The sequence below is a fragment of the Micromonospora sp. S4605 genome, from assembly GCF_003176715.1.
In the GTDB taxonomy this organism is placed as follows: Bacteria; Actinomycetota; Actinomycetes; order Mycobacteriales; family Micromonosporaceae; genus Micromonospora; species Micromonospora echinaurantiaca.
Map to the genome: position 1 here is coordinate 11,680 of NZ_QGSW01000146.1, position 16,504 is coordinate 28,183.

Genomic DNA, 16,504 nt, shown 5'->3' on the forward strand with positions numbered 1-16,504 from the left:
TCCAGAGGGAGGTCCACGGTGTCCGGTAGCGTCCCCGAGCCCGCCGCCGGTGAGCCGCGGCAGGGGCGGATCATCACCTTCTACTCGTACAAGGGCGGCAGCGGCCGGACGATGGCGCTGGCCAACACCGCGTGGATCCTGGCCAGCAACGGCTACAAGGTGCTGACGATCGACTGGGACCTCGAGTCGCCCGGCCTGCACCGCTACTTCCACCCGTTCCTGGTCGACGACGAGCTGCGCCGGACCGAGGGCCTGATCGAGCTGCTCCAGCGCTACAGCGCGGCCACGGTGACCCAGGAGAGCTCGCCCTCGTGGTTCGAGGAGGTGAGCCGCCTCGACAGCGCCACGATGTCGCTGAACTGGATGTTTCCGCACGGCGGTGTGCTGGACTTCCTCCCGTCCGGCAAGCAGGACGGCCGGTACTCGGTGAAGGTCTCGAAGTTCGACTGGGACAACTTCTGGCAGCGCCTCAACGGTAAGGGCTTCATCGACGCGCTCGCGGCGGGTATGCGTCGCGACTACGACTTCGTGCTGGTCGACAGCCGGACCGGGTTGAGCGACAGCGCCGGGGTATGCACCATCACCCTCCCGGACACGGTCGTCGACTGCTTCGCCCTCAACACCCAGGGCGTCGACGGCGCGGTCAGCGTCGCCCGGTCCATCGTGCGCGCGGACCCGTCGATCAGGATCTACCCGCTGCCGGGCCGGGTCGAGCCGGGCGAGCAGGCCAAACTCCAGCGGGGCCGGGACTACGCGCAGCGCAAGTTCCGGCCGTACACCGACGCGCTCGAGCTCGACGGCGACCGTTACTGGCGCAGCGTCGAGGTGCCGTACAAGCCGTACTACGCGTACGAGGAGATCCTGGCGGTCTTCGGTGACCGCCCGAGCGAGCCGAACTCGCCGCTGTCGGCGTTCGTGGCCCTCGCCGAGCTGCTGGCCGACCGGCCGTTGGAGACCCCGGACACCCCGGAGAAGCAGCGACTGTCGGTGCTGGCCCGGTTCGAGCGGACGGCAACCTCGGCGCCGATCCAGGTGATCGTGCAGTACGCCGCGATCGACCGGATCTGGGCGGAGTGGATCAGCCAGGAACTGACCCGGATCGGCCACGACTGCCTGCTGGTCGGGCCGGGCCGGGAGGAGGCACCAGCGCTGGAGGGCATCGACCGGGTCGTCGTGCTGCTGTCGCACGACGGGCTGACCTACGAGGGCATCGAACGGTACTGGCGGCGCGAGGTCGACCGGGCCGATCTGCGTCCGGCCGACTTCCTCGTGCCGATGCGTGTCAACGGTCCGGTCCTGCCGGTGCCGGCGTCGGTGGCTGGCACCGTGGACTTCCCCAACCTCCGGGCGGACGAGGCGGTGCAGGCCGTCTTCACCGCCCTCGGGATCCGCTACACGCCGCCCGGATCCGCCGCCGGCGAACTCTCGCGTATCCGCTTTCCCGCCCAGCACACCCGGCACTGGCGGGTGCCGAGTCGGCGCAACCCCGCGTTCGTCGGGCGGGAGGCGACGATCGAGGAGTTGCGCGATCGGCTGCTCGACCTCAACGGGTCGACCGCGGTCTCGCTGATCGGCATGAGCGGCGTCGGCAAGACGCAGATCGCCCTGGAGTACGTCTACCGGTTCGCGGCCGCGTACGACATCGTGTGGTGGATCTCGGCCGACAGTGTCGAACAGGTGACCGCCGGCTTCGAGGCGTTGGGCGAGGTGCTGGGGCTGCCGCCCAACCGGGACGGCACCGGGCGGGTCGACGCGGTGCTGCGCGCCCTGCGCGAGCGGGACGGGGCCACCCGCTGGCTCGTCGTGCTCGACAACGCCGAGGATCCCGGCGAGCTGGCCGACCTGGTGCCGACCGGCCCGGGCGACGCCATCATCACCACCCGGGACCAGGCGTGGTCCCGCTCCACCCGGGAGATGCAGGTCGACGTGTTCGAGCGGGCCGAGAGCGTCGCCCTGCTCGCCCGGCGCGGCGCGAAGCTGGCCACCAGCGAGTCAGCGGTCCTGGCGGAGCGGCTCGGTGACCTTCCGGCGGCGGTCGAGACGGCGGGCTACTGGCTGGCGAGCACGGCCGGCACCCTGCCGGAGTACCTGCGGCTGCTGGAGGGACACGTCGCCGAGGCCCTCCAGGTGCCCGGCTACGACGCGCCGATCACCGCGACGTTCTCGGTGGCGATGGAGTCGCTGCGCGGCCGGAGCCCGGCCGCCGCCCGGCTGGTCGAGCTGCTCGCGTTCTTCGCACCCAACCCGATCCCCACGGCCATCCTGAAGTCCGAGCGCATCGGTTCGCTGCTCGCCGAGCATGACGCGGCGCTCCGCGACCCACTCCTGCTCAGCCGGCTGATCCAGCACATCGGACGGTTCGGTCTGATCAAGTCCGATCCGGCCAGCCGCAGCATCAGCATGCACGTGCTCACCCAGCAGGCGATCCGGCACGGCCTCAGCCCGGACGCGCGGGTGATTGACCGGGGCATCGCCCAGGAGGCGTTGGCGGACATCAACCCGGGCGACGCCGACAACGCCGACAACTGGCCGCTCTACGAGGGGCTCCGGCCGCACGTCGACGCACTCGACGCGGTCACCTCGAACTCGCCGAACGTCCGAAAGCTGATCATCGACCTGGTCCGCTACCTGCGGCTGCGCGGCTACTACGCCGGCGGCGAGCAGCTCGCCGACCGGGCCATCGCCGCCTGGGCGGAGTTGTTCCCGGATCCCGACGACGTGATGACGCTGCTCCTGCGGTTCCAGTACGCCAACATCATCCGTGACCTGGGGCGGATGGCCGAGGCGTACGGAATCGACAACGACCTGATGGAGCGGTTCACCCGGGTGGCCGGGGAGGACCACCCGTACACCCTGATGGTCGCCGGCAGCTACGCCCAGGATCTGCGGGAGCAGGGCCGGTGGGCCGAGGCCGAGGAGCGGGAGGCGAAGACGTTCGGGCTCATCCCGGTCGTGCTCGGCGAGGACCATCCGCGGACGTTGATGGCGGCGCTCAACTACGCGCTGACCATGCGGTTGGCCGGCAACTACGCGGAAGCGCTGCGGCTGGACCGGCAGACGCTGGACAAGCGACGCCGGCTGCTGGGCGAGCGGCACCCCTTCACCCTCTCCTCGGCCGACGCCTACGGCACGGACCAGCGGGACAACGGGGACCTGCAAGGTTCGCGTAAGACGCTCGAGGTGGCGTGGAAGGCCTGCGAGGAGGTGCTCGGCGAAGAGCATCCCGACACCCTGCGGACGCTGCGCAACTTCGCGACGACGTTGCGCTGGCTCGGCGAGACCCGGCTGGCGGCCAGCCTGCTCGACATCGCGCTGCCGCGCTACGAGCGTGTCCTCGGCGCCGGTCACCCGGCCACCGTCGGGTGCCGCCTGGAACGCGCGAACGTGGCGTCCGACCTCGGCGAGGACGACGTCGCCCGGCGGCTCGCCGCGGACGCCGAACGGGCCTACCGGGAGCTGTTCGAACCCACGCACCCGCTGTACCTGGTCGCCCTCAACAACCTCGGTGTCTTCACCCGCCGGTGCGGTGACCTGTCGGCCGGTCGCACCATGGCCGAGCGGGCGGCGGCGGGGTTCGAGGAGGTGCTCGGCGCCGCGCACACCATCACCGCGCTGGCCCTGGTCAACGTCGCGAACGCCGCGCACGCCGCCGGGGACGCCGAGTACGGCCGGCACACCGACGAGCGCGCGTACGACATCCTCCGGGAGACACTGCGACCGGAGAACATCGCCCTGATCGGCGCGATGCTGAACGTCGCGGTGGGTCGGCTCGCCGGCGGTGACTACGACCAGTCGGGCTGGCACGACGCGGTGGCCTACTCGGCTCAGGTGCTGGGCAACGATCATCCGATCACGGAGCTGGGGCGCCAGAAGCGCCGGGTCGACCTCGACATCGAGCCGTTCGTCATGTGAGCGGCGCCGACGCGGAGGGGGGTCGCCGGGCGGCCAGGTCCGCCGAGACGCGTCGCCGGACGTGTCGGATGATCCGCAACAGGTCGAGGCAGTAGACGGAGCGGAAATCGAACCCGGCGGTGGGGTGGAAGCGGTGCGCGTACAGCCCGCCGCCGCAGACGTCGAGCACGTCACAGCCACCGCAGGCCCGGGGGACGGCGTACGCCGACCGTTGCTCGGCGCGGATCGACGGCACCGCGAGGGCGTCGTCGAACGAGTGGGAGAACACGTCGAGCCCGGTCTCCGGTGCGCCGGGGACGGTGGTCTTCAGCACGTCGCTGCCCTGGATGCTGCCGTCGGTGTCGATGACCACCGCGCCGGTCCGGGTGGTGCCGATGTCCTCCGTGCCGCTCGCGCCGCCGAGCAGGAGCTGGATGATCGAGTCGAAGAGCCGGATCGCGACGGGACGGCGCGGGGCGTCGTACCACTCGTCGAAGACCGCGACGAGCCAGTCGCCGTACGGCGTCCCGGTGCGGGCCGGGTGCCGCCCGGGCGGTGGATGGACCCAGTTCCCGTGCGGCAGCCGGAGGTCGATCATCGGCGGCTCGAACGCCAGGAGACTGCGGTAGGCCTCCAGCGGATCGTTCGCGAGGTCGATGGTGCAGAGGATGCCGCCGTAGATCGGCCGGTAGGGCTCGCTGCCCAGCAGCGCCAGCGCCCGCGCGACCCGGGGGAAGCTCTCCGCGCCGGCCGCCGAGCGGCGGTGCCGGTTGTGCGCGGCGAGTCCACCGTCGAGGCTCACCCCCACCCGGACGTGCTGGTCCAGGAAGAGCCGGAGGAACTCGTGCCCGAGCCGGACGGCGTTGGTCTGGACGGTGAAGCCGATGTCGGTGTCCGCGGGCGCGGCGGCGCGGACGGCGGCAACGGTCCTCGCCAGGTGGGCCGGGCCGGCCAGCAACGGCTCACCGCCGTGCAGGATGACCCGGGCCTCCCGGACCCCGTGCCGCCGCAGGTGTTCGCCGATCCGCGCCGCCGTCGCGTCGACCACGGCGGCGGACATGGCCCGGGGGCGACGCCGCCAACTCTGGTCGACGTGCTCGTACACGTAGCAGTAGTCACACGCCAGGTCGCACCAGCCGTGGATCTTCACCACGAACTGCCGGAACGGGAGCCAGGGCGTCAGACCGCGGAGTTCCACGGCGCGACCTGCTCCGTCGACTCCGGATCGCGCTGCCGGCGGCGGGCCGCGCGCAGGTGATGGGACAGGACGTCGAAGCCTTCGTCCTCATCGGACACGGTGATGGCACTGGCGCTGTCGGGACCGGCGCTGCTCGGGCGGGTCGGCTGGACTGACACGTCAGCTAGTGGCATACCCGCCCCCTGGCCGGCGAAATTGCCTCACTTCCCTGCATTAAAACAAACCGCAGATGCGAAAACGACTACAAATATCCGACTCAACGACACGTCTAGTTCGGCAGCGACCGACCCGGCTCCGCGCGTTCCTGGGCGATTTGCGCCCATCGCTGCATTTCATCGCCTTCGATCCGGGTCACCGCCTTCACGAGTTCGGCGTCGCGCAGGGCCGGATCGTCGTACGGGTGCGCGCCCACCCGATAGAGCCGACGCTGTTCCTCCACCGCCTCCCGCGCCTGGCTGAACCGCAGGTAGTTCTCCTGCCACTGGAACACCGCGCGGCACCCCGCGATGACCACCAGCAGCGAACCCAGAATCGCGGGAATCTGCGGCCGACTGGGCACGAGCAGGGCGGCGAGCGGGATCGCCGCGGAGAGCACCACGGTGGTGAGTTCGGAAATCCGGTGTGATCGGCGGGAGCGCTTCGCGGCCACCAGATACCACCGGTACGAACCGTCGGCGACCTCCATCGCGTAGGACCGCTCGGTGCGGGCGTCGTTCGGTTCCACGACCATGGCACACCCCATCGTTCGGCACTCCCGGCAACTCCGATGATCCCCGTTCGGTCAACAGCGGACCATCAGCCGCGCGCCGGCTCTTCGACCGGCACCAGGCGTCGTCACGGGCGGAAGCGGTAGCCCATCCCCGGTTCGGTGATCAGGTGCCGGGGGCGGGACGGGTCGTCCTCGAGTTTGCGGCGCAGCTGGGCCATGTACTGGCGCAGGTAGTTCGTCTCGTTCTGGTACTCCGGCCCCCACACGTCGTGCAGCAACTGCCGCTGGCTGACCAGCTTGCCGGGGTGGCGGAGCAGCTTCTCCAGCACCGCCCACTGGGTCGGGGTGAGCCTGACCTCGGTGCCGTCGTCGCGGCTGACCGTGCGGTCGGCGAGGTCGACGGTGTGCCGCCCCACCCGCAACGTCGCGCTCGCGTCGGTCGAGGGTCCGAGCCGCCGGGTGACCGCCCGGATCCGGGCGAGCAGTTCCTCGACCCCGAACGGCTTGGTCACGTAGTCGTCCGCGCCCGCGTCGAGTGCCTCCACCTTGTCCTCGCTGCCGGCCCGCCCGGAGAGCACGATGATCGGCACGCCGGTCCAGCCGCGCAGCCCGCGGATCACCTCGACACCGTCCATGTCCGGCAGGCCGAGGTCGAGGACGACCAGGTCGGGCGGGTGACTGGCGGCGGCCTTCAGCGCGCCGGCGCCGGTCTCGGCGACCTCGACGTCGTACCGGCGGGCGCGCAGGTTGATCCGCAGCGCCCGCAGGATCTGCGGCTCGTCGTCGACGACCAGGACCCTGGTCATTCCTGTGGTCCCTCCACCATGCCCTGGCTGGCGGCCGGCAGCCGCAGCACCATGGTCAGTCCACCACCCGGCGTGGTCTCCGGGGTGAGACTGCCCCCCATCGCCTCGGCGAGCCCGCGGGAGAGCGCCAACCCGAGGCCGACCCCGGTCTGGTTGTCCCGGTCGCCGAGGCGCTGGAACGGCAGGAACACGTGCTCCCACTGGTCCTCCGGGATGCCCGGGCCGGTGTCGATGACCCGCAGCTCGACCTGGCCCGCGTGGGCGCTGGCGGTCACCGTCGGCGGCTGCTCGGGCGGGCTGTACCGCAGGGCGTTCGCGATGAGGTTGACCAGCACCCGCTCCAGCAGGCCCGGGTCGGCGGTGGCGGCGGGCAGGTCGGCCGGGATGTCGGCGGTGACGCCCGCGGCCGGCGGCCCGAGTTCGTCCAGGGCGCGCGGCACCGCGTCCTCGAGGCCGATCGCGGCCGGGGTGAGCCCGAGGGCGCCCGCCTGGAGCCGACTCATGTCGAGCAGATTGGCCACCAGCCGGGCCAGCCGGTCCAGCGACTCCTCGGCGGTCGCCAGCAGCTCCGCCCGGTCCTCCTCGTCGAAGTCGACGTCCGGGCTGCGCAGGCTGGTCACCGCCGCCTTCGCCGAGGCGAGCGGGGTTCGCAGGTCGTGGCTGACCGCGGCCAGCAGCGCGGTCCGCATCCGGTCGGCCTCCGCCAGCGGCCGGGCGGTGGCCGCCTCCTCGGCCAGCCGCTCCTGCCGCAGCGCCACCGCTGCCTGGGCGGCGAACGCCTCGACCAGCCGCCGGTCGGCGGCCGCCAGCCGCCGGCCGCGGAGGACGATGGTGATCCGCTCGTCGACCGGCACCGTCGTCTCCCCCGCGTCCGGGGTGGTGGCCGGACGGTCGCCGACGCTCGCCACCACCCGCCACGCCCGCTCCTCCCGGGTCCGGGCCGGCCGGCCGGTGGCCTCCGCGGCGAGTTCCAGCATGCTGACCGCGCGCAGGCCGAACGTCTCGCGGAGCTGGTCGAGCAGCGCGATCAGCGGGCGCCCACCGCGCAGCACCCCACCGGCCACCGCGGCGAGCGTCTGGGCGTCGGCGGCGGCACGGGCGGCCTCCCGGGTACGCCGCGCCGCGACGTCCACGATCCAGCTGACCGAGACCGCCACCCCGACGAAGACGGCCAGGGCGAGCAGGTTGTCCGGCTCGGCGATGGTCAGCGTGTGGTAGGGCGGGGTGAAGAACCAGTTGAGGATCAGCGATCCGCCGAGCGCGGCGACCAGCGCCGGCCAGAGCCCGCCGACCAGCGCGACGGCGACCACGCCGGCGAGGAAGAGCAGGATGTCGCTGGCCAGGGTGACGTCCGGCAGCACCGTCAGCAGCAGGGTGAGCACGGGTAGGCCGAGCGCGGCCAGGGCGAACCCCAGCAGCCGCCGACGCCGGGACAGCGCCGCCGGCACCCCGGCGGCCCGGCGCCCCCGGCCGGCCTCGGTGTGGGTGACCAGGTGCACGTCGATGGCGCCGGACTGCGCGATGGTGGTCACCCCGACGCCCCGGGAGAAGAGTTGGGCGAACCGACCCCGGCGGCTGGCGCCGAGGACGAGCTGGGTGGCGTTGACGCCGCGGGCGAAGTCCAGCAGGGCGGCCGGCACGTCGGTGCCGAGCACCTGGTGGTACGTGCCGCCGAGGCTCTCCACCAGCACCCGCTGCCGGGCGAGCTGCGCCGGGTCCGCGCCGACCAGGCCGTCGCTGCGGGCCACGTGCACGGCGAGCAGGTCGGCGCCCTTGCCGCGGGCGGCGATCCGCGCGGCCCGGCGGATCAGCGTCTCCCCCTCCGGCCCGCCGGTCAGCGCCACCACCACCCGTTCCCGGGCCTCCCAGGTGTCGGCGATGCCCTGCTGGTCCCGGTAGCGGCCGAGCTGCTCGTCCACCTTGTCGGCCAGCCAGAGCAGCGCCAGCTCGCGCAGCGCGGTGAGGTTGCCGACCCGGAAGTAGTTGCCGAGCGCCGCGTCGATCTTGTCGGGCCGGTAGATGTTGCCGTGCGCCATCCGCCGGCGCAACGCCTCCGGGGTCATGTCGACCAGCTCGACCTGCTCGGCGGCCCGGACCACCTCGTCGGGCACCGTCTCCCGCTGGACGGTCCCGGTGATCTGCGCGACCACGTCGTTGACCGACTCGAGGTGCTGGATGTTGACCGTGGAGAGCACGTCGATGCCGGCGTCGAGCAGCTCCTGCACGTCCTGCCAGCGCTTGCCGTTGCGGGAGCCGGGCACGTTGGTGTGCGCCAGTTCGTCGACCAGGGCGACCTGCGGACGGCGGGCCAGCACCGCGTCGACGTCCATCTCGGTGAACTCGGCGCCGCGGTAGCCGACAGCGCGGCGGGGGACCTGCTCCAGGTCGCCGATCATGGCCGCGGTGTGCGTTCGGCCGTGCGTCTCCACCAGCCCGATCACCACGTCGGTGCCCCGCTCGGCCCGCCGGTGAGCCTCCTCCAGCATGGCGTACGTCTTGCCGACGCCCGGGGCGGCGCCCAGGTAGATGCGGAGTTCACCTCGTGGCACGCGACCTTCCTCTCCCTGCGATGACGGTACGGGGCGGGACCACCCGGGTGGCCCCGCCCGCGCGATCGGGGGCCTCAGCGGGCCGGGAATTCCCGGTCCAGCGCCAGGTTGAGGGTCAGCACGTTCACCCCGGGTTCGCCGATGAATCCGAGGGCCCGGCCGGTGGTGTGCTCCTCGACCAGCCGGCGGACCGCGTCCGGGTCCGTGCCGCGCTCGCGCGCGACCCGGTTGACCTGCAACTCCGCGTACGCCGGGGAAATGTGCGGGTCGAGCCCGCTGCCGCTGGCGGTGACCGCGTCGGCGGGCACCGCCGGGTCCGCCGGCGCGTCGCCGCGGACCGGGGTGACGACCCCACCCTCGGCCACGTAGTCCCGCCCGCGCTCGGCCAGCTCGACCGGCACCCCCTGGTAGCTGGTCAGGAACGGGATGGCCGGGGCGGTCTGGTTGACGCTCACCACCCGGGTCACCGGGCCGGTGAGCCCGTCGGCGCGGAACACCGCGAGCACCGCACCCACCCCGTCCGGGGTGCAGTACGGCCGGCGCCCGTCCACGCCGTCCAGCTCGCCGACCGCCTTGCTGCGCGCGCAGACCTGGGTGAGCAGGCTCGGCGTGGACTCCTCGGGGTCGGTGGCGATGGTGTCCACCACGCTTTCCGGGCCGAGGTTGCTGGCCGCGGTAGCGGTGGGGTCGTATCCGTCGCCGGCGGCGGACGGGCGGCTCTGGAAGTAGCGCGGCACCGGGTTGCCGTCGGCGTCGGTGAACGACTGCCCGATCAGCCTGCTGCCGACGGTCCGCCCGTCGAGGCTGACCAGGGAGCCGTCCGCCTTGCCGTCGAGACCGGGGAGCCGGCCCACGGCGACCAGGGCGAGCGGATAGAGCAGGCCGAGCAGGACGGTGAAGACGAGCAGGGCCCGCAGAGCGGCGAGGTGCTGGGCGAGCCAGCTGGGCAGGCGCATCAGGAAATCCCCGGAATGAACTGGATGAGCAGGTCGATGAGCTTGATGCCGAGGAACGGCACGACGAGGCCGCCCAGGCCGTAGCGCCAGAGGTTGCGGCTGAGCAGCTTCGACGCGCTGGCCGGGCGGTACCGCACGCCGCGCAGGGCGAGCGGGATCAGCGCGACGATGACGATCGCGTTGAAGATGACGGCGGACAGGATCGCCGACTCCGGGCTGGCCAGGCGCATGACGTTCAACGCGTCCAGGCTCGGGTACAGGCCGGCGAAGATGGCCGGGATGATGGCGAAGTACTTCGCCACGTCGTTGGCGATGGAGAACGTGGTCAGCGCGCCCCGGGTGATCAGCAGCTGCTTGCCGATTTCGACGATCTCAATGAGCTTGGTCGGGTCCGAGTCGAGGTCGACCATGTTGCCGGCCTCCTTCGCGGCCGACGTGCCGGTGTTCATCGCCACCCCGACGTCGGCCTGGGCCAGCGCCGGCGCGTCGTTGGTGCCGTCGCCGGTCATCGCGACCAGCCGGCCGCCCTCCTGCTCCTTTCGGATCAGGGCGAGCTTGTCCTCCGGGGTGGCCTCGGCGAGGAAGTCGTCCACCCCGGCCTCGTCCGCGATCGCCTTCGCGGTCCGCGGGTTGTCTCCGGTGATCATCACGGTTCGGATGCCCATCCGGCGCATCTCGTCGAACCGCTCGCGCATCCCGGACTTGACCACGTCCTTCAGATGGATGACGCCGAGCGCGCGGGCGGGCTGGCCGTCGAGGTGCTCGGCGACGACCAGCGGGGTGCCGCCGGTGCCGCTGATCCCGTCCACCAGCTCGTCCACCTGGCCGGTCGGGTGGCCGCCGTTCTCGCGTACCCAGGTGAGCACCGCCGCCGCGGCGCCCTTGCGGATCCGGCGTACGCCGCCGTCGACGCTCTCCGCGCCGAGGTCGACGCCGCTCATCCGGGTCTGGGCGGTGAACGGCACGAAGGTGGCGTGCGGCATGACCCCGGGCTCGCGCTCGCGCAGCCCGAACTCGTTCTTCGCGAGCACCACCACCGAGCGCCCCTCCGGCGTCTCGTCGGCCAGGCTGGCGAGCTGCGCCGCGTCGGCCACGTCGGCCGCCGCGACCCCGTCGACCGGGAGGAACTCCGCGGCCTGCCGGTTGCCCAGGGTGATCGTGCCGGTCTTGTCCAGCAGCAGGGTGTTCACGTCGCCGGCCGCCTCGACCGCCCGGCCGCTGACCGCGAGCACGTTGCGCTGCACCAGGCGGTCCATGCCGGCGATGCCGATCGCCGACAGCAGCGCGCCGATGGTGGTGGGGATCAGGCAGACCAGCAGGGACACCAGGACCACGCCGCTGACGCCGGTGTCGGTGATCGCGCCGGTGTCCGGCGCGGCCGCCTGGTAACCCTTCGAGAAGATCGCCAGCGGCTGGAGGGTGGCCACCGCGAGCAGAAAGATGATCGTGAGCGCGGCGAGCAGGATGTTCAGCGCGATCTCGTTCGGCGTCTTCTGCCGGTTGGCGCCCTCGACCAGGGCGATCATCCGGTCGATGAAGCTCTCGCCGGGCTTCTGGGTGATCCGTACGATGATCCGGTCGGAGAGCACCCGGGTGCCGCCGGTGACCGCGCTACGGTCGCCGCCCGATTCACGGATCACCGGCGCGGACTCGCCGGTGATGGCCGACTCGTCGACGCTGGCGATGCCCTCGACCACGTCACCGTCGCCGGGGATCACGCCGCCCGCCTCGACCAGGACGATGTCGCCCTGCTTCAGCTCCGGACCCGGCACGGCCTCGTCCCGGTACCGGTTCGCCGGCATGCCGGGCGCCCAGCCGATCAGGCGGGTGGCGATGGTGTCCCGCTTCGCCTGGCGCAGGGTGGCCGCCTGGGCCTTGCCCCGACCCTCCGCCACCGCCTCCGCCAGGTTGGCGAAGAGCACGGTGAGCCAGAGCCAGCCCGTGATCGCCCAGGCGAACACCGACGGGTCCGCGACCGCGAGCACGGTGGTGAAGGCGGCGCCGACCTCGACGATCAGCATCACCGGGTTGCGCCACAGGGTGCGCGGATCGAGCTTGCGCAGCGCGTCCGGCAGGGACCGGACCAGCTGCCGTGGGTCCAGCAGCCCCCCGCCGGCACGGTTGCCCTGGCGGGCGGAAGTGCCGGCGGTCGGCGCTTCGCCGGATGTCACCGACGGGACGGACATGTTCTCGTTCCTCATGGAGATCAGAGCCCTTCGGCCAGTGGGCCGAGCGCGAGGGCGGGCAGGAAGGTCAGCGCGACGAGGATGACCGTGACGCCGACGACCATCCCGACGAACAGGGGGCGGTGGGTCGGCAGGGTCCCCTCGGAGGCCGGGGTGGGCTGCTGCCGGGCCAGCGAGCCGGCCAGCGCGAGCACGAAGATGATCGGCAGGAACCGGCCGAGCAGCATGCACAGTCCGAGCGCGGTGTTCCACCAGGTGGTGTTCACGGTGATGCCGGCGAACGCGGACCCGTTGTTGTTGCTGGCCGAGGTGAACGCGTAGAGCACCTCCGACAGCCCGTGCGGGCCGGTGTTCAGCGCGGTCGCCGCGTTGCCGGTGGCGAACGCCGCGGCCGTGCCGATCAGCACCAGGGCCGGCGTCACCAGGAAGTTCAGCGCGGCGAACTTGATCTCCCGAGCGCCGATCTTCTTGCCCAGGTACTCCGGCGTCCGGCCGACCATCAGCCCGGCCACGAAGACCGTGACCACCGCGAGGATCAGCAGGCCATAGAGGCCGGCGCCGACGCCGCCGGGGGCGACCTCACCGAGCATCATGTTGACCAGCGGCATCATGCCGCCCAGCGCGGTGTACGAGTCGTGGAACGAGTTGACCGCGCCGGTCGAGGTCAACGTGGTCGCCGCGGCGAAGGTCGCCGAGTTCGACACGTCGAAGCGGACCTCCTTGCCCTCCAGCGCCGCACCGACCGCCTGCGGCACGGTGCCCTGCCCGGCCAGTTCGAAGACGTTGGTCAGCGCGACGCTGGCCAGCGCGAGGATCGCCATCACGGCGGCGATCGCGTACCCCTGGCGGGGCTGGCCGACCATCCGGCCGAAGACCCGGGGCAGGCTGAACGGGATCAGCAGGATCAGGAAGATCTCCAGCCAGTTGGTCCAGGCCGTCGGGTTCTCGAACGGGTGGGCGCTGTTGGCGTTGTAGAAGCCGCCGCCGTTGGTGCCCAGTTCCTTGATCACTTCCTGGCTGGCCACCGGCCCGCCGGTGATGGTCTGGCTGCCACCGGTCAGCGTGCTGACCTCGGTGCCGGCGGAGAAGTTCTGCACCACCCCGCCGAGCATCAGCACGATCGCGCCGAGCACCGCGATCGGCAGCAGGATGCGCAGCGTGATCCGGGTCAGGTCGACCCAGAAGTTGCCGAGCTGGCCCGTCCGGTGCCGGGCGAAGCCGCGGACCAGGGCCACCGCGACCGCGATGCCGACGGCCGCGGAGACGAAGTTCTGCACCGCCAGCCCGGCCATCTGCACCAGGTGACCCATGGTCGACTCACCCGAGTACCACTGCCAGTTGGTGTTGGTCACGAACGACACCGCGGTGTTCCAGGCTCCGTGGGTGACCACCGGGTCGAAGCCGAGGGACAGCCACAGGTGGTTCTGCAACCGCTGGAATCCGTACAGGAACAGGATCGAGACGGCCGAGAAGGCCAGCACGCCGCGGGCGTAGACACCCCAGCCCTGCTCGGCGGCCGGGTCGACCCCGACCAGGCGGTAGATCCCCCGCTCGACGCGGGAATGCCGGGTGCCGGACACCACCCGATACATGTGGTCGCCGACCGGCTTGTGCACGGCGACCAGCGCCACCACCAGCGACAGGACGAAGACGACGCCGGCCGTTGTCATGGTCATCAGAAGCGCTCCGGGAACAGCAGGGCGACCACCATGAAGACACCCAGGCCGATCGCCAGCACCAGGCCGACGGCATTGACCGCACTCACAGCTTCTCCACCGCCCGCACCACCAGGGCGAGGGCGAGGAACAACCCCACCGTCAGCCCCACGAACAGCACGTCAGACACGTCTGACTCCCCCTACCGGACGAGTTCCCGCGGCCGCCTCCCGGCCGCGCCGGGCAATCAAAGCGCCGCGCGAACCGGGCCGACAGGGGCTTTGACGCGACCATGACGGCGACGAGGCGGTTATTGACGCGGTTTTCACGCGCACGCCGAGGAACCGGCGTCGGGAGGGGGTGCCCGGGGGGTGGCGACAGGCGGAGCAGCCAGCCGGGATCAACCGCCGGCGGCTCGGCCCCGGTGGTCAGGCAGCCGGGATCGGCCGCCCGCGTCCGGCTCGGGGCCGGCGGTCAGAACGCGATCAGTACGACGGCGAGGACGAGCAGGGAGCAGCCGATCTCGATCATCCCGACCCGCGCCGGCCGGAGCCCCCGGCCCGGCAGAGCCGCCGCCCGGATCAGCAGCAGCAGGAAGACCGGCGCGAGCAGCAGGTCGAGCCCGGCCGCGGCGAGCAGCGCGACCGCATGGAAGCCGATGGACAGGCGCAGGTAGCCGGCATCCCCACGCTCCCGGATCATGGTCTTGACGTAGAAGACCGTGCCGACCAGGTACAGCAGCAGGGCCAGGAACGCGGGAGCCACCTCGGCGAGGGGCACCCCGGCGATGGTTGCCAGCACGAAGACCAGCAGGCAACTCTGCGCCACCGAGGCGAGGTCGTTGAGCAGGGCTCGCTCCCGGCGGCGCCAGGCGTACCCGGCGTTGACCGCCAGCAGCGCGGCGTAGCCCGGGGCGTACCAGAGCACGGCCGGCCGGGCGAGCAGCACGACCACCGCGAGCGGCGCGGCCACCAGACCGTAGACCAGCAGTTGCTCCGCGAAGCGCCGCGGTCGGCGGGTCTTGATCGCCTGGAACGCGTAGTACGACAGCAGGTAGCCGGCCAGCCAGGCGCCGAGCAGCGGCAGCTGCGGCCAGCGCGGGCCGACCAGCGCCACCCCGACGGTGTACGGCAGCAGGAGCATCGCCCAGGCGCCGTGCTGCGGTGGCAGGAAGCGGCGGATCCGCCGGCGGGAGCCGGCCGGGCGGGTGGCGGTGGCGGCGGCGGACACGGGTCAGCTCACCCCGGACGGCACGAGCGCCGCGTCGGCGTCGGGCGCGGGCAGGGTCAGCCGCACCACGCAGGCGTCGGGCGCGCCGAAGGGTTCGAGCACGGCACCGGTCGGCGGGGCGCCGGCGTGTTCGAGCGCGCCCCGGACGACGCCGACGTGCAGCGCGCAGATCGCGTCTGGGCTGCGGTTGACCAGTTCCAGGAAGGGGCAGGTGTGCAGGTGGACCTCGACCGTCCCGTCGGCGGTCCGGTGCCGGCGCGGGTCGAAGCCCAGCCCACGGAGCACGTCGAGCAACGTGTCGACCGGGTCGCTGCCGGTGGCGGTCGCGGCGGCGGCGAGGTGGCGTCCCCAGCCGTGGCCGGCGTGGACGGCCTCGGCCCGGGCGGCGCCGGGATCGCGGCGGGAGAGGTGGTCGAGCAGGGCGGCGGCGAGCGCCCGGTACGGTGCCGGGGCGGGTGCCGCCGTGGCGGCGGCCCGGTAGCGCCAGGCCGGCCGGCCGGGCTGCCCACCGCTGGCCCGCGCCCGGACCAGCAGCCCGGCGTCGACCAGGCGGTCGAGGTGGGCGCGGACGGTGGAGAGGTGCAGCCCGGTCCGCTCCCCCACCTCGGCGATGGTCAGTCCGGTGTCGGCGGCGCGCACCAGGTCGAGGATCGCGGCCCGGCTGGCGGTGCCGAGCGCCCGATGGCGGCGGGGATCGATCGTCTCGCCGACCGGCCCGGTTCTCGGGGTTTCCACGTCAACCAACGTTACAACGTCGTTCACCCGCAAAAACCTCCCGAACCCGGGTCCACGGTCCCAAGATTCCGGGGCGTCCGGCCCTGCCGGCGGCATCGCCGCCGGACGGACGATGCCGGCAGACGTCCATCCGGCCGGGGAGATGAGTGCCGTGTGCAACTACTGCGGCTGCCGGGAGTTCCCGCTGATCGGTCGGCTCTCCGCCGAGCACGAGGCGATCGCGAACGCCGCCGGCCGGCTCCGCACCGCGGTACGCGACGGCGGTGACCCGCACGCGGCCCTCGACGACCTGCTCGCCCTGCTGCTGCCGCACACCGCAGCCGAGGAGCGGGGGCTCTTCGTGGAGCTGCGGGAGGAGGGCAGCCTGGCCGACGCGGTGGCCAAGCTCTGCGCCGAGCACGACGACATCCACGGCGTGCTCGGCGGCGTGGACCGCGCGGCGCCGGACTGGCCGGCCGTACTGGCCGCCCTGGACCGGCTGCACCGGCACATCGACAACGAGGAGCACGGGCTCTTCCCGGCGGCGGTGATCGCACTGCCGATCCCGGCCTGGGACCGGATCACCCCGCCGGCCGCCGCACCCCGGTAA

The 16,504-nt window shown here is 72.4% G+C and carries 12 protein-coding genes; 2 read left to right on the forward strand and 10 right to left on the reverse strand.

Going from position 1 to position 16,504, the window contains the following annotated elements:
- The first annotated feature begins 18 nt into the window (after nucleotides 1-18).
- Nucleotides 19-3,912 carry an FxSxx-COOH system tetratricopeptide repeat protein gene (gene fxsT, locus DLJ47_RS10325; RefSeq protein WP_109899823.1) on the forward strand — a complete coding sequence of 1,298 codons (3,894 nt, stop codon included), beginning with the start codon at nucleotides 19-21 and terminating at the stop codon, nucleotides 3,910-3,912.
- Here fxsT and DLJ47_RS10330 read toward each other — a convergent pair.
- From DLJ47_RS10330 to DLJ47_RS10375, 10 genes are all read right to left on the reverse strand, one after another.
- Entirely contained in the window at nucleotides 3,905-5,089 is a 1,185-nt protein-coding gene (locus DLJ47_RS10330; RefSeq protein WP_233257760.1) for an FxsB family cyclophane-forming radical SAM/SPASM peptide maturase, read from the reverse strand. The two genes, fxsT and DLJ47_RS10330, sit on opposite strands and share 8 nt — an antisense overlap.
- 268 nt (nucleotides 5,090-5,357) lie before the next feature.
- The gene (locus tag DLJ47_RS10335) at nucleotides 5,358-5,813 is read right to left on the reverse strand and encodes a DUF4231 domain-containing protein (RefSeq protein ID WP_158289808.1); all 456 of its coding nucleotides are present in this window, start codon (nucleotides 5,811-5,813) and stop codon (nucleotides 5,358-5,360) included.
- A 110-nt stretch (nucleotides 5,814-5,923) separates the two neighbouring features.
- Complete coding sequence (locus DLJ47_RS10340) at nucleotides 5,924-6,604, reverse strand: response regulator (protein WP_109899825.1); 681 nt, start codon at nucleotides 6,602-6,604, stop codon at nucleotides 5,924-5,926.
- On the reverse strand, nucleotides 6,601-9,153 hold the full coding sequence (locus DLJ47_RS10345) for a sensor histidine kinase (RefSeq protein ID WP_109899826.1): 2,553 nt from the start codon (nucleotides 9,151-9,153) through the stop codon (nucleotides 6,601-6,603). The genes DLJ47_RS10340 and DLJ47_RS10345 overlap by 4 nt, the downstream gene beginning before the upstream one ends.
- Before the next feature lie 74 nt (nucleotides 9,154-9,227).
- Nucleotides 9,228-10,109 carry a potassium-transporting ATPase subunit C gene (locus DLJ47_RS10350; RefSeq protein ID WP_109899827.1) on the reverse strand — a complete coding sequence of 294 codons (882 nt, stop codon included), beginning with the start codon at nucleotides 10,107-10,109 and terminating at the stop codon, nucleotides 9,228-9,230.
- The gene (kdpB, locus tag DLJ47_RS10355; protein WP_446723549.1) at nucleotides 10,109-12,310 is read right to left on the reverse strand and encodes a potassium-transporting ATPase subunit KdpB; all 2,202 of its coding nucleotides are present in this window, start codon (nucleotides 12,308-12,310) and stop codon (nucleotides 10,109-10,111) included. The genes DLJ47_RS10350 and kdpB overlap by 1 nt, the downstream gene beginning before the upstream one ends.
- 5 nt (nucleotides 12,311-12,315) lie before the next feature.
- Entirely contained in the window at nucleotides 12,316-13,971 is a 1,656-nt protein-coding gene (kdpA, locus tag DLJ47_RS10360) for a potassium-transporting ATPase subunit KdpA (protein WP_109899829.1), read from the reverse strand.
- Complete coding sequence (gene kdpF / locus DLJ47_RS10365) at nucleotides 13,971-14,060, reverse strand: K(+)-transporting ATPase subunit F (RefSeq protein ID WP_073839165.1); 90 nt, start codon at nucleotides 14,058-14,060, stop codon at nucleotides 13,971-13,973. The genes kdpA and kdpF overlap by 1 nt, the downstream gene beginning before the upstream one ends.
- A 364-nt stretch (nucleotides 14,061-14,424) precedes the next feature.
- Nucleotides 14,425-15,180: a YwiC-like family protein gene (locus DLJ47_RS10370; protein WP_233257761.1), complete on the reverse strand. Its 756-nt coding sequence runs from the start codon at nucleotides 15,178-15,180 to the stop codon at nucleotides 14,425-14,427.
- Between the two features lie 3 nt (nucleotides 15,181-15,183).
- Nucleotides 15,184-15,915, reverse strand: a complete 732-nt coding sequence (locus DLJ47_RS10375) for a helix-turn-helix transcriptional regulator (RefSeq protein ID WP_109899830.1) — start codon at nucleotides 15,913-15,915, stop codon at nucleotides 15,184-15,186.
- A gap of 151 nt (nucleotides 15,916-16,066) precedes the next feature.
- Between DLJ47_RS10375 and DLJ47_RS10380 the strand changes: the two genes are divergently transcribed.
- Complete coding sequence (locus DLJ47_RS10380) at nucleotides 16,067-16,504, forward strand: hemerythrin domain-containing protein (protein WP_109899845.1); 438 nt, start codon at nucleotides 16,067-16,069, stop codon at nucleotides 16,502-16,504.

Coding starts and splice junctions, on each gene's coding strand:
- DLJ47_RS10340 (WP_109899825.1), bottom strand. CDS start 6,604: ATGACCAGGGTCCTGGTCGTCGACGACGAGCCGCAGATCCTGCGGGCG.
- DLJ47_RS10350 (WP_109899827.1), bottom strand. CDS start 10,109: ATGCGCCTGCCCAGCTGGCTCGCCCAGCACCTCGCCGCTCTGCGGGCC.
- kdpB (WP_446723549.1), bottom strand. CDS start 12,310: ATGAGGAACGAGAACATGTCCGTCCCGTCGGTGACATCCGGCGAAGCG.
- kdpA (WP_109899829.1), bottom strand. CDS start 13,971: ATGACCATGACAACGGCCGGCGTCGTCTTCGTCCTGTCGCTGGTGGTG.